Here is a 13,505-nt window from a genome sequence, read left to right on the forward strand (position 1 = left end):
ATACCATACAGTACGGTATCAAACATAACGACCATCAACGGGAGGGCCTCGTGTCTAGACTTGCCGACCAGATCCGATCCCCGCGCGATTGGAGCGCCACCGCTGCGCCTCGACCCATCATCGCGCCGCTGCAATCCGTGTATGAGCGGGTTTCCTGGCTGTCCTATCCGCTGATCCGCGTCGCCGCCGGGCTCGTTCTCATGCCTCACGGGGCACAGAAGCTGTTCGGCTGGTTCGGAGGAAATCCGGAGCGACTGGCCGCCGCTTTCGAAAGCATCGGCTTCGTGCCCGGCGCGTTTTGGGTCATGGCCGCGGGCCTCGTCGAACTCGTCGGCGGATTTCTCGTTGCGGTCGGCTTGCTCACGCGTCCTGCGGCTTTGGCGACATCGGGGCTGCTCTTCATCGCGGTCGGGGTGCAAATGCCGAACGGTTGGTTCTGGACGAATGGGGGCATCGAGTTTCCGCTGCTGTGGGCGGTCGCCATGCTCGCGGTCGCGCTCGGCGGCGGAGGGCGGCTCTCGGTCGACTCGGCCATCGGCCGGGAATTCTGAACCGCCCGCCGAGGAACCCGACACAATGGATACGAGCCCCGCGTCGTCCGCAGGCCACTTCGCCCATTTGCGCGCCGCCAACCTGATTCCGCTCTGGGAGGTCGCATCGAGCCTGGTGCCGACCGAACCGAGGCCATCCTGTGCCCCCTGCCTTTGGGAATACGAGAAGGTCATTCGCCCGGCGATGCTGGATGCGGGCACGATCTCCGCCGAGGAGGCGGAACGGCGGGTGCTGCTTCTCGCGAACCCGTCGCTGCCCCGCCCGGCAACGACGTCGACCCTGGGCGCCGGCTTTCAGCTGATCATCGGCGGGGAGGTCGCGGATTCGCACCGGCACACGCAGGCGGCCCTGCGCGTCGTCATCGAAGGGCAGGGCGCCTATACCGCCGTCAACGGCGAGTGCCTCACCATGGAGCGCGGCGATCTCATTCTGACGCCGAGCTGGGCATGGCACGACCATGAGAAGACGAGCGATGGTCCCATGATCTGGCTCGACGGCCTCGATGTTCCGCTGCTGAATCAACTGCACGTCACCTTCTATGAAGATTTGCACGGCCGCCAATTCCCTCAATCACGGCCGGCCGGATTCTCGGAAGCGACCTTCGGTCGCGGCGTCACGCCGGTCGACGCGCGTTTCGGCAGCCACGCCGCGACCAGCGGGTCGGCACCGCAGCTGCGATATCCCTATGGCAACGCCCGGACGGCCCTGTCGATGATGGAGAGCGCGGCCGGACCCGATCCGACCGACGGCTACAAGCTGCGCTATTCGAACACTATGACCGGCGGCCATGTCCTGCCGACGATCGGCGCCTTTCTCCAATTGCTGCCAGCCGGCTTTGCGTCCCGTCCGAAGCGCCAGACCGACGCCGAGATCTTCGTGGTCCTCGAGGGCAGCGGCACCACGATCGTCGGCGGCCAGGAGCTTCATTGGCGGGAGAACGATGTCTTCGTCGTCCCCAATTGGACCTGGCGGCACCACGTCTCGGAGAGGGATTCGGTGCTGTTCTCATTCTCCGACTGCGCCATGCAGCAAGCTCTCGGTATCTGGCGCGACGAGACCAGCGGGTGATCACCACCCGAGGTACCACGCGCGGGGAGACGAGATGAGAGAGATCAGCGCGGCGGCGGTCGAGACGGCGATCTCGAATGCCAAGATGGGACCGCTGCAGTATCGGGTGGTTGTCTGGTGTTCGCTGCTTCTGGTCTTCGACGGCTACGACATCGGCGGCATCGGCTATGCCGTTCCCGCCCTTGTCGGGGCCTGGCATCTGGAGCCGTCTGCCTTCACCCCGGCGATCGTGCTGGGCGGCGTCGGCATGCTCGTCGGATCCATGATCTCGGGCGTCCTCAGCGACCGGTACGGCCGGAAGCCTGTCTTCATGACGTGCATTCTGGTCTTCAGCGTCTTCTCCCTGGCGAGCGCCTTGTCCGAGACGACCGAGTTTCTGGCGGCGACCAGGCTGCTGACGGGCCTCGGGCTCGGCGGCGGACTGCCGGCGGCGATCGCGCTGTCATCGGATTATGTCCCGGGGAAGAACCGCACCATTATCGTCGGGGCGATGACCGCCGCGGTTCCGGTGGGCCTGGCGCTTGGCGGCCTGGCGTCGTCGATCCTCCTGCCGACATTTGGATGGCAATCGATCTTCGTCTTGGGCGGTGCGCTGCCGCTCTGCCTGCTGCCATTCTTCGCATGCCGTCTTCCCGAGTCGATCCAGATCATGCTCGCAAAGGGCAAGTCGCAGGAAAAAGTCGATGCCCTTCTCAAGGCACTGAGCATCGACCCGGAAAAGCTGCCGGCAGCCCAGCCTGAAGACTCAAGCGCCACCGAGCCGGGCAATCCCGTCGTCGCCCTGTTCCGCGACGGCAATGCCAGGCGAACCCTGCTGCTTTGGGTCATGTTCTTCGGCAACTTCCTGTCCACCTGGCTCGTGATCTTCTGGTTGCCGACCATTCTCAGCGCTGCGGGCGCAGATCCGGGCCATGCGGCGTTCTTCAGCGCGCTGCTGCCGATGGGAGGGCTGTTCGGCGTGGTCTTTGTCGCCACCCTCGCGGGCCGGCTCGGCACCGAACGGCTCCTCGCGATCGGGCTGGTCGTGGGCGCTGTCTCGATCTTCGCCCTCTGGCTGGTGAACCCGACCACGCCGTGCACGGTGATCCTGGTCTTCGCGATTGGTGCCGGAATACAGGGCGCTCAGTTCGGCATGAATGGGCTGAGCGGCTCGGTCTATCCGGCGCGCATCCGCGCGACCGGCTCGGGATGGGCCTTCGGTGTCGGCCGGTTCGGGAACGTGCTGGGCCCGGCCCTGGGCGGCGTGGTCCTCGGCCTCGGCCTGCCGCCGAAGACGATGCTCCTGGTCGCGGTGGGACCGATCCTGATCGCCGCCGTCGCCATGGCCCTCCTCGGCCGTGAGCGTTCTGCCGGCCGCCTGGACGCCGAGCCGCAAGCACTGCCCGCATAGCCGGCCGGCCGCCTCCGGGGCTCCTCGCGTGGTCCCAGCCGGCGAAACGCTGCATCAGCAAAGGATATCCAGCGTGAAGATCTGTCGCTTCAACGGCAAACGCATCGGGATCGTCGAGGAGAGCACGGTTCGGGATGTCAGCGACGTCCTCGATGATCTCCCCGCTTTGATGTGGCCGGTCGCTCACGGTGACCATTTCATTCGGCATCTTTCCGAGCTGATCGAGCGGATCGGCACTGCGCCGACGGGGCGCGGCCGTCCCCTTCTTCAGCTTTCGGACCTTCGTCTCGACAGCCCGGTCGCGAACCCGTCGCGTATCATCGCCGCGCCGCTGAACTATCCGCTCCACATCGGCGAGGGGCACGACCCGGCGATCAATCACGGCGTCCACATGCCGAGCTATGAAGGGTTCGCGACGCCGATCGACAAGTTCGGCCTCTTCCTGAAATCACAGACCGGGCTCGTCGGGCCCGGACAGGGCATAACGCTCCACCTCCCCGGCCGGCGCACCGATCACGAGCTCGAACTGGCTGTGGTCATCGGCACGGGCGGCAAGGGGATTGTCCGCGCCGACGCCCTCGCCCATGTGGCGGGCTACAGCATCGCGCTGGACGTCACGGTGCGCGGGCCGGAGGACCGGAGCTTCCGGAAGTCGCCCGACAGCTACTCCGTCCTCGGGCCCTGGCTGGTCACCGCCGATGAAATCGACGACCCCGACGACCTCGATTTGGAACTCTCCGTCAACGGTGTCCGGCGGCAGGCCTCGAACACCCGCGAGCTCATCGTCGATGTTCGAGACCTGATCGTCCGGGCATCGGCCATGTATGAGCTTTTCCCGGGCGACATCATCATGACCGGAACGCCGGACGGGGTTGGCGAGCTCGCTGCGGGCGACGTCGTTCATGCCTGGATCAGCAAGATCGGCGCGATGGACGTCGCCGTCGTTTGACCCGCGTCTGTGTGCGACGCCACGCCAGACAATGGACCTGCGCCGCGGCAAAAAGCATGTGCTGGCATTGCCGCGGAGGCCCCGCGGCAATGCCAAGCTCACATTCCGTGTCAGCGGCTGTTCATCCGGTCGAACAAGGCCTCGCCCTGCCTGCGGGTATTGACCGACATGCCGACCAGAATCTCGTCCTGGCCGTTCTCCCATTGAACGAGGGCGTCTTTGGCGAAGTCCTCCGGCAACATCATCTGCTGACTGGCTGTGCCTTTGCTCCGGGCTCCTCCGCCGAGGCCGGTATCCACGATCGGGGGAACCATCTCCACGACCTTGATCCCTGCCGCCTTCAGTTGATGGCGCAGGCTGAGCGTGAAGGAGTGAATGGCCGCCTTGGTGGCGCAATAGACGGGAACATCGGCCATCGGCGCAAAGGCCAGCCCCGAGCTGACGTTGACGATGGCGGCCTGCGGCTGTCGCTTCAGCAGAGGCAGGATCTCGGCGATCAGAGAAATCGGTGCGGTCAGGTTGACCGCCACTTCCTGGTCGATGTGCTCGAGCGCTCCATCCTCGTTGAAGTTCCGGCGATGTTGAACGCCGGCATTGTTAACGAGGATATTGAGCTCGGGGTGATCCGCGTTCAGCCAATCCACCATGGACCGGCGACTCTCCGGGTTGGTGACGTCGCAGACCCGGGTGATCAGCGCCGGCACCTGCGCCCGCGCCTTGCGGAGAGCATGCTCGTTTCGGCCGCAGATGATGACGCTGTTGCTTCGTTCCGAGAGTCCCCGCGCCAGCGCAAAGCCGATGCCGGTTGCTCCGCCTGTGACAAGGATGGTGTTTGCGGTCAGGCTCATGGTCGAACGTCCTTCTTGATTGGAATAGAAGGTGCGCCCATCAGAACATCAGGGTTTCAGCGGACACACCTTCACGACCGGCAAGCCGGTCTCGGTGTCGCGGTTACCCTGACGGGAGAGTTGCCGCCCAGCTGCGGGCGACGACCGGGCTACCATCCGGTCAGCACTCTTTCGACATGACGTTTCTATCAGCGCTCCCAGGAGGCCGCAACCGGTTGGTCGCTGCCTGGCGCTCCTGATGGGTGAGGCACGCACGGCGAGCCGGATGTTTGGTCACCGTCATGGGGAGCGCCGAGCGCGATGAGCTCGGGCTCCGCATCAGCCACAGAACCACTCGATGAAGGCTTGAAGTTTCGGCGGCTGACCGCGCGAGGGGTAGTAGAGTTGGAACTGGTGAGGATCCGGCTCGAATTGCGTCAGAAGCTCGACGGGATCGTCCGAGCAGACGGCGATTGTGTCCGCAGCCATGTAGCGTTGGGCGATGCCCAAACCTTCACGAATGGCGAGAGCAATATGCTCGTTGTCGTCGAGCACCAGTCGGGACGGCGGGTCGATCCGAAGCACCTGACCGTCGACCTTGAAGATCAGCGGCTGGAGCCGCTGGCTTCCGGGCAACCTGTAGCGCACGACGCGATGACCTGCGAGATCGTTCGGATGCTGGGGGATGCCGGCCGCCTGCAGATATGAGGGCGAGGCCAGTGTCGGGCGGCGAAGCGCCGGACCGATGGGACGGGCGATCATGTCCATCTCCAGCATGCCCGGAAAGCGGATCCCGGCGTCGAAACCCTGCGCGACGATATCCGTCAGCCGGTCTTCGGTCGTGAGCTCGAGCGTGATGTCGGGGTAGTGGCGGACGAAGCCGGCCAGCCGCGGCAGGATGCAGGCCTGGGCAGCCAGCCGCGACAGGTTGATACGCAGATTGCCTGCTGGCCGCTTTCCGACCGCCCGGACCCGGTCGAGTGCGTCCGTGATGTCGCTGAAGGCCCGGTCGGTGTCGTGCAGCAGCAGCCGGCCCGCCTCGGTCAACCGGACGCTGCGACTGGTGCGCTCGAACAGCCTGGCACCGATCAGGGCTTCGATCTGACGGATCTTCTGCGACACCGCAGACGGCGTCATTCCCAGCCGGCCCGATGCGGCGGTAAAGCCGCCAGTCGCCGCGACCATGCGGAAGGCGGGCAGCAAAGGGAAGATGTCGGATTCCATCGTTAAGCACTGCTTCAGGAGCCTTAAAGGATGAACCAGCTCAACTTCATGATCAAGCGGCCGCATCTTCGGACACGTTCATAGTTCGATCTGGAGCGACAAATGACCGGAGAGATTGCGCTGACAGCACGGAGCCTGAAGGGAAATTCGGCGGGTGCGATCGATGCTGCGGTCGACGAGGCGCTGGCCGAGAGCCGCATCGTCGGTTGCGTGGTGCTCGTCGCCGAAGACGGCAAGCTGGTCTATGAACGGGCGGCAGGCCATGCCGATCGCGAAACGGGCAGGCAGATGCGGGTCGACACGCCGTTCCGCTTGGCTTCGGTGACGAAGCCGTTCACGACCATGGCGGCGTTGAAGCTCATGGAAGCCGGTCGTTTGTCGCCCGAGGACGGCGTGACGAAGTATCTGCCGGAGTTTCGGCCTCGTCTGCAGGACGGCTCGGCCGCCGATATCAGGATCGCTCACCTGATGGCGCACATGGCCGGGCTCGACTACCGCTTCCAGCAGCCAGTGGATGGCGCCTACGCCCGCGCGCAGGTTTCGGATGGGCTGGACGAAAGCCAAGAGTCTCTGGCTGCCAACATCGCTCGCATCGCGAGCGTGCCGCTGGACCGCAGGCCGGGCGAGGGCTGGCGCTATTCCGTCGCGACAGATGTGCTCGGCGGCGTCATCGAAGCCGTCACCGGCACAGCCCTCGGCGAAGCCATCCGCACGCTGGTCTGCGATCCGCTGCGGCTCGACGCGGCGTTTCATTGGCCCGGCGATGAGCTTGCCGTCCCGTATCGCGACGGCGAGCCGCAGCCGGTGCGAATGACGGCCGGGGTCGAGGTGCCGCTGCCCTTCGGCGAAGGGCCGGGCGTCCGGTTCGATCCGGAGCGGATCCGAACCGAATCCACCTGGCCCTCGGGTGGTGCGGGCATGGCGGGACGAGCCCGGGATGTTCTGACACTGCTCGAAGCGCACCGCTCCGGCGATTTACTGCGCGACGACCTCCGCCAGGCGGCGAGGCTGCCACGTGTCGGCGCGGAAGCGCAGGCGGCCGGCCCGGGCTGGGGATTTTCCTGGCTGGGCGCCGTGCTGATCGACCCCGCGGAAGCCGCGAGCGGATGGAGCAAGGGATCGGTGTCCTGGGGCGGCGTGTATGGCGCCTCGTGGGGCATCGACTTCGAACGGAAACGAACCGTCGTCTCGCTGACAAACACCGCCTATGAGGGGATGTTCGGCAAATTCTCGCGCAGCATCGCCGCGGCGACCTCCGGCCCGGCGACGTAATTCGTCAAGCTCGTGCGTCGATGCTCAAGGCGCAGGGGCTCCCCGATCAGCCTCGTATCTGGAGCGGCGATGGCCGACGCAATGGATCCGTGGCTTCAAGTGTCGAGGCATTTCGGCAACCCGGAGACGAGCGCATCGATCGCCAGCCGCGACCGCAGCGGCAGATATCGGGTGGCCGGCCACACCGCGTAGCATTCCATCGACGCGCTCGGGCGATCCGTCCAGAGCTCGACGAGAGCGCCCGCACGCATCCGATCGCGGATGAGCCAGTGCGGAAGCCAAGCCAGCCCCATCCCGGCGACGGCGGCGTCCGCGATCACCTCGAGGTCGTCGAAACGCAGCCGGGAGGTGACGGAAACGTCGACGAGGGCGCCGCCGGCGTCGGGAAGCTGCCAGGTCAGCCCGTGATCGTTGCGCCAGTAGACAAGGCTGTCGTGGCCGGCCAGATCCGCCAGCGAACGGGGCTGCCCGCGGGCGGCAAGATAGGCCGGAGAGACGCAGAGCACCTTGCGCTGGCTCACCAGACGGCGCGCAGACAAGGCGGATCCGCTGCCGAGGACGCCGTTGCGAATGGCCAGGTCGACGCCGTCGGCGATCAGGTCGATCTGACGATCGTTGAAGCTCAGCTCGAGCTCGAGCTTCGGGTGCTGGCGCGCAAAGGCAAGGAGGATGGGCGCCGCGCAGTATCGCCCGAACAGCACGGGCATCGATACGCGCAATCGGCCGAAGACATCGCGTCGGCCGGATTCCAGGAGAGACTCACCCGCCCGCAGTTCCTCGATGGCACGCAGGCATCGCTCGTAATATTGCTGGCCGTCCTCCGTCAGGCTTTGCAGACGTGTCGTCCGGTGGAACAGCCGAACGCCGAGCCGTTCCTCCAGCCGCGCGATCGCCTTGCCGACTGCCGAACGCGACAGCGACAGCCGGTCGGCGGCCTTGGCGAAGCCTCCGGCTTCGACCGCCTCCACGAAGACCTCCACGCCATCGAACCTGTCGCGCACGGAAGGGCCCTTTCTCGGACGGCGATCTGATGATCGTAGAACAGGAAGAGACAAGTATGCGAAAAACAATCGCCACTACGGACCGTCGCTCTACGGTAACAGTGGGCGCCAGCAAAAGGCCCCGGGCTGACTGGCTCTTGGGCGGCCATCAGGCATCACCTCATCCTCCTGTCGTGCTCGGGACGCCCATCGGGAGCCTCGGCGGCGCCCGGGTCTGACGCAGAGAGATGCGCATCCCTCAAATCCTAAGGAGCACGACAATGGCCGAGAGCACCAAGCCCGTCCTGTGCGTGACGACGAGCTTTCCGATCAAGGGGGATTCCGGCCAGCCGACGGGCTTCTGGCTGAGCGAACTGACCCATCCCTTGGCCGTCCTCGAGGACGCGGGCGTCAGGACCGAGCTTGCCTCCGTGCGCGGCGGCCAGCCGCCGATCGACGGCTTCGACCTGTCGGATCCGGTCAACGCACGGTTCTGGAACGATGAGGCGTTTCGCACGGCGCTCGGCAACAGCCTCAGCCTTGCCGATGTCGACACCTCGCGCTACTCGGCGGTGTTCTTTGCCGGCGGGCACGGGACCATGTGGGACTATGCCGGCAGTCCGGACGTGCAGCGCGTGATCCGCGAGATCTACGAGGCCGGCGGCGTGGTTGCCGCGGTGTGCCACGGGCCGGCGGCCCTGGTGAACGCCAGGCTCAGCGACGGCAGCCATCTCGTCGCCGGAAAGCAGCTGACCGCCTTTACCGACGCGGAGGAAGAGGAGGTCCAGGCGACCAGGATCGTGCCGTTCCTGCTGGCCTCGACCCTCGAGCAGCGCGGTGCTCACCACAACCCCGCCCCGAACTGGGCGGAGAACGTCGTGGTCGACGGGCGCCTGATCACCGGCCAGAACCCGGCCTCCGCCCATGGCGTCGGCGTGGCGATCGCCGCGCAGCTCGCGCCCAAAGCTTGATCAGCACCATCAGGGGAAATCCCATGGCCACGCCCAACCTTCCGCATTCCGCTTTGACGCCGGCCGACATCGCTTCGGTCTCGCCCGTGCTGGCGAGCTATACCAAGAGCAAGATCGGCGACGAGCTCTGGCAACGGCCAGGGCTGTCGAAGAAGGATCGCTACATCGTCACGCTGTCGGCGCTGATCGCCCGGACGCAGACGATCGGCATGCTGCATTACTTCAACAGCGCGCTCGACGGCGGCGTGACCCCGGCGGAGATCTCCGAGATCGTGACCCAGCTCGCCTTCTATGGCGGGTGGTCGACAGCCTTCGCTGCGGTCGACGTCCTGAAGGACATCTTCGCGCAACGGGAAATCGGTGCCGACCAGCTGCCCGAGGTCGCGCCGCCGCTGCTTTCGCTCGAGGATGCGGTGCCGGACGAAAGCGACCGGGTCGCCTTCATCGGCGGCAGCGTCGCGCCGGTCTCGCGCGCGCTGCAGCATTTCACCGACGATCCTCTCTATCATCAGGTCTGGCTTCGTCCCGGGTTGGCGATGCGCGATCGCAATCTCGTGACCATCTCGGCGCTGATGGCGCTCGGCCAGCTCGAGTTCCTGCCGTTCTACCTGAACCGTGCCGTTCAGAAAGGCGTGACGAGGGAGCATCTCGGCGAGATCATCGCGCATATCGCCTTCTACTCCGGCTGGCCGTTCGCGATCTCCGCGACCGGGGTGATCAAGGCCTTCTTCGCGGGGAAGCCCGCCTGATCCTCCCCCGAAGCAGGTTCAGACGGCGAGGCAAGCTCTGGCGATCATTGCAGAGGGCCGTGAATGAAAATCATAGCAATCGAAGAGCATGTCCTGCCGGATGAGGTGAGACAGGCGTGGGGCTCTACCCCCGGCGCCGACGACGGAACCCTCGCTCTCAATCCGGGCGTGCTTGGCGAGCGTCTTGCCGATCTCGATGAGCAGCGGCTCGCCCTGATGGACGAGACCGGGGTCGATGTCCAGGTGCTGTCGCTGACGACGCCGGGCCTGAACAATCTGTCCGGCCGGCAGGGCGTCGACCTGGCCCGCCGGACGAACGATCTCCTCGCCGATGCGGTCTCGGCGAACCCGTCCCGCTTCCAGGCGCTCGCGGTGCTGCCGTGCGCGGAGCCCGAAGCTGCCGCTCATGAGCTGCGCCGATGCGTCGAGGAGCTGGGCTGCAGGGGGGCGATCCTGCATGGCCGCGTCGGCGACAGGAATCTCGATCATGCGATGTTCGAGCCGACCTTTGCCTGCGCGGCCGATCTGGGCGTGCCGCTGCTGATTCATCCGCAGATCCCCCAGGATCGCGTGCGCGAGGCCTGTTATTCGGGCTTCGGCGACCGGATCGACCTCGCCTTCTCCACCTTCGGTCTCGGCTGGCACTATGAGGCGGGGATCCAGTTCGTCCGCCTGGTCCTGGCGGGCGTGTTCGACCGCTATCCCGGCCTGCAGGTCATTCTCGGCCATTGGGGCGAGCTGGTGATCTTCTATCTCGAGCGGCTCGCGGCGCTCGACCATGTGGCCGGGCTCGAACGGCCGTTCATCGACTATGTCCGCAGCAATCTCTACCTCACGGCCAGCGGCATGTTCAGCCCGGCCTATCTTCAGCGCGCGATCGACGCGGTGGGTCCCGGCCGGGTCTTGTTCTCGACCGACTATCCGTACCAGTACCGCCCCGGCGGGGACGCGCGCCGCTTCCTGGATGGTCTGGCGCTCGACGAGGCCCACAAGGCGCAATTCGCCCAAGAAAACTGGGAACGCCTGACTGGAAACGCAGCCGGGTGACGATGACCGTCATTCATGAGCCAGGCTGATAGCCTCATGCGTTTTCATGGCGCTAATGGTTTCTCCCACAGCCCATACGTCTTTGGTGGTTGGTGACGTCATCCGGGACGACGGCAGCGGACGGGTCGCGCTGGGCGGGATCGCGCCGAGGCTGTCGCCGGGCAGGCGATGGCGAACGCCCGGCCGACCAACGACAACGCATTCGAGGTGCCGCTGGTGGAGCGCTCGCTCGCTCTGGTCATGGCGCAAGCGCGAGGGTGAACCATGAAATTCGATACGCTTGCTGGGCAGAACCCGATCGACCGGCTGAAAGTGGTCGGACAGCCTGTCGACCGCTTCGAGGCGAAGCTGAAGACAACGGGCACGGCGACTTACGCCTACGAGCATCATGATATCGCGCCGAACGTCGCCTATGGCTACATCCTCGGCGCGGCGATCGCCAAGGGCCGGATCACGTCGATCGACATCCGGCAGGCCGAGGCCGCTCCCGGTGTGCTGGCCGTGGTCACCCACCGCAATGCCGGGCCGCTCGGCGTCGGCAAGTTCTACGTCCAGCGCATGTTGGCGGCGCCCGACGTGGACCACTACCATCAGCCCGTCGCCGTGGTGGTGGCCGAGACCTTCGAGCAGGCCCGCGCCGCGTCGTCGCTGATCCGCGTCGACTACACGCGCGGCGAGGGGAGGTTCGATCTCGCCGCCCAGCTGGAAAGCGCGCCCGTGGCGCCGCAAATGCAGTTCGGCGGGCCGACCCAGACGGATGTCGGAGATTTCGAAGGGGCTTTCGCCGCCGCGGAGGTCAAGATCGACGAGACCTATGTCGTGCCCGATCAGGCGCATGCGATGATGGAGCCGCACGCCACCATCGCCCGCTGGGACGGCGACCGCCTGACCTGCTGGACCTCGATTCAGCAGATGAACTGGGGCATCCGCGACCTCGGCCTCATCCTGGGAATTCCGCGAGAGAATCTCCGGCTGATCTCGCCCTTCATCGGCGGCGGTTTCGGGGGCAAGGGAACGGTCCAGGCCGACCTCGCGCTCGCCGCGGTCTGCGCCCGCGCGGCGCGGCGGCCGGTGAAGCTGGCGCTCCAGCGGCCCATCATGTTCAACAGCACCATTCACCGGCCGAAGACCATCCAGCGCATCCGTCTGGCGGCGACGCGCGACGGCAGGCTGACGGCCGTGGGCCATGAGAGCTGGTCCGGCAACCTCGCCGGCGGGCGAACCGAGCCGGCGACCCTCTCGACGCGGGCGCTCTATGCGGGACCCAACCGCATGACGCGGGTGCGGCTCGCCACGCTCGACCTCGCCGAGGGGAACGCGATGCGGGCGCCCGGCGAAGCGCCGGGCTTGATGGCACTGGAGATCGCGATGGACGAGCTGGCGGAAAAGCTCGGGGTCGACCCGGTCGATTTCCGCATTCTGAACGACACGCAGGTCGACCCGGAAAAACCCGACCGCCCGTTCTCCTCGCGACCCTTCGTCGAATGCCTGCGCCTCGGGGCCGACCGCTTCGGATGGAGCGCGCGGAAGGCAGAACCGGGGCAGGTGCGCGACGGACATTGGCTGATCGGCATGGGAATGGCCGGGGCGATCCGCGGCGCGCCGATCTCCAAGGCCGGGGCGCGACTCCGTCTCGACCGGCACGGTGTCGTGACGGTCGAGACCGACATGACCGATATCGGCACCGGCAGCTACACGATCGTGCAGCAGACGGCGGCCGAAATGATGGGCGTGCCCCTCGACAAGGTGGTGGCCAGGCTCGGGGATTCGAGCTTCCCGGAGACGCCGGGATCCGGCGGCCAGCAGGGCGCTCCGTCGGTCACCGCGGGGGTCTATGCGGCCTGCATGAAGCTGCGCGAGGCGATCGCCCAGCGCCTCGGCTTCAACGGCGTCGATGCCGAGTTCACGGACGGCGAGGTCCGTTCGGGCAATCGCAGCGTGCCGATCGCGCGCGCGGCCGACGACGGCGACCTCGTCGTCGAGGACAGCATGGAGTTCGGCGACCTGGCGAAGCGCTACGCGATCCAGACCTTCGGCGCGCATTTCGCCGAGGTCGGCGTGAACGCCTTCACCGGCGAGATCCGGGTGCGGCGCATGCTCGCGGCGTGCGCCGCCGGCCGCATCCTCAATCCCAAGACCGCCCGCAGCCAGGTGATCGGCGGGATGACCATGGGCATCGGTGCCGCGCTGATGGAAGAGATGGCCGTCGACAAGCGTCTCGGCTTTTTCGTCAACCACGATCTTGCCGGCTACGAGGTGCCCGTTCACGCCGATATCCCACACCTCGAGGTCCTGTTCGTGGACGAAGTCGATCCGGCGATCTCGCCGGTCAAGGCGAAAGGCGTCGGGGAGTTGGGGTTGACCGGGGTCGCGCCGGCGGTGGCCAACGCCGTGTACAACGCCACCGGCGTGCGGGTTCGGGACTATCCGATCACGCTGGACAAGTTCCTCGATCGCCTCCCGGCGATCGCGTGAC

12 protein-coding genes are annotated in these 13,505 nt (G+C 66.3%); 9 read left to right on the plus strand and 3 right to left on the minus strand.

The features are described 5' to 3' along the window. Window positions 1–50 precede the first annotated feature (50 nt). The 4 genes from AB4Z01_RS21115 to AB4Z01_RS21130 all read left to right on the plus strand — a co-directional run bounded on the left by AB4Z01_RS21115 (window position 51) and on the right by AB4Z01_RS21130 (window position 3,959). Complete coding sequence (locus tag AB4Z01_RS21115; RefSeq protein WP_441697144.1) at window positions 51–551, plus strand: DoxX family protein; 501 nt, start codon at window positions 51–53, stop codon at window positions 549–551. A gap of 25 nt (window positions 552–576) precedes the next feature. Beyond that, complete coding sequence (locus tag AB4Z01_RS21120; protein WP_441697147.1) at window positions 577–1,620, plus strand: cupin domain-containing protein; 1,044 nt, start codon at window positions 577–579, stop codon at window positions 1,618–1,620. A gap of 34 nt (window positions 1,621–1,654) precedes the next feature. Further along, window positions 1,655–3,010 carry an MFS transporter gene (locus AB4Z01_RS21125; protein ID WP_441697150.1) on the plus strand — a complete coding sequence of 452 codons (1,356 nt, stop codon included), beginning with the start codon at window positions 1,655–1,657 and terminating at the stop codon, window positions 3,008–3,010. A gap of 73 nt (window positions 3,011–3,083) precedes the next feature. Further along, a complete protein-coding gene (locus AB4Z01_RS21130; RefSeq protein WP_441697153.1) occupies window positions 3,084–3,959 on the plus strand; it encodes a fumarylacetoacetate hydrolase family protein in 876 nt (291 codons plus the stop codon). Window positions 3,960–4,069: 110 nt separating this feature from the next. Here the strand turns inward: AB4Z01_RS21130 and AB4Z01_RS21135 are convergent, their stop codons facing one another. Together AB4Z01_RS21135 and AB4Z01_RS21140 are read right to left on the minus strand one after the other, a co-directional pair. Next, window positions 4,070–4,807 (minus strand): SDR family oxidoreductase, encoded by a 738-nt coding sequence (locus tag AB4Z01_RS21135; protein WP_441697157.1) that lies wholly within the window; start codon window positions 4,805–4,807, stop codon window positions 4,070–4,072. Window positions 4,808–5,125: 318 nt separating this feature from the next. After that, window positions 5,126–6,010 (minus strand): LysR substrate-binding domain-containing protein, encoded by an 885-nt coding sequence (locus AB4Z01_RS21140; RefSeq protein WP_441697160.1) that lies wholly within the window; start codon window positions 6,008–6,010, stop codon window positions 5,126–5,128. A gap of 102 nt (window positions 6,011–6,112) precedes the next feature. Between AB4Z01_RS21140 and AB4Z01_RS21145 the strand changes: the two genes are divergently transcribed. Then, on the plus strand, window positions 6,113–7,282 hold the full coding sequence (locus tag AB4Z01_RS21145; RefSeq protein ID WP_441697163.1) for a serine hydrolase domain-containing protein: 1,170 nt from the start codon (window positions 6,113–6,115) through the stop codon (window positions 7,280–7,282). Window positions 7,283–7,377: 95 nt separating this feature from the next. On the opposite strand, the gene AB4Z01_RS21150 is transcribed toward AB4Z01_RS21145, so the two are convergent. After that, window positions 7,378–8,283 carry a LysR substrate-binding domain-containing protein gene (locus tag AB4Z01_RS21150; RefSeq protein WP_441697166.1) on the minus strand — a complete coding sequence of 302 codons (906 nt, stop codon included), beginning with the start codon at window positions 8,281–8,283 and terminating at the stop codon, window positions 7,378–7,380. 260 nt (window positions 8,284–8,543) lie between these two features. Here AB4Z01_RS21150 and AB4Z01_RS21155 point away from each other — a divergent pair, with 260 nt between their 5' ends. From AB4Z01_RS21155 to paoC, 4 genes are all read left to right on the plus strand, one after another. Next, a complete protein-coding gene (locus tag AB4Z01_RS21155) occupies window positions 8,544–9,233 on the plus strand; it encodes a type 1 glutamine amidotransferase domain-containing protein (RefSeq protein WP_441697169.1) in 690 nt (229 codons plus the stop codon). After that, complete coding sequence (locus AB4Z01_RS21160; protein WP_441697172.1) at window positions 9,230–9,982, plus strand: carboxymuconolactone decarboxylase family protein; 753 nt, start codon at window positions 9,230–9,232, stop codon at window positions 9,980–9,982. Before AB4Z01_RS21155 ends, AB4Z01_RS21160 begins: the two co-directional genes overlap by 4 nt. 63 nt (window positions 9,983–10,045) lie before the next feature. Further along, entirely contained in the window at window positions 10,046–11,029 is a 984-nt protein-coding gene (locus AB4Z01_RS21165) for an amidohydrolase family protein (RefSeq protein ID WP_441697175.1), read from the plus strand. Window positions 11,030–11,293: 264 nt separating this feature from the next. Further along, window positions 11,294–13,504 (plus strand): aldehyde oxidoreductase molybdenum-binding subunit PaoC, encoded by a 2,211-nt coding sequence (gene paoC, locus AB4Z01_RS21170; protein WP_441697178.1) that lies wholly within the window; start codon window positions 11,294–11,296, stop codon window positions 13,502–13,504. Window position 13,505 lies beyond the last annotated feature (1 nt).

The organism is Inquilinus sp. YAF38, from assembly GCF_052113205.1.
GTDB lineage: Bacteria > Pseudomonadota > Alphaproteobacteria > DSM-16000 > Inquilinaceae > Inquilinus.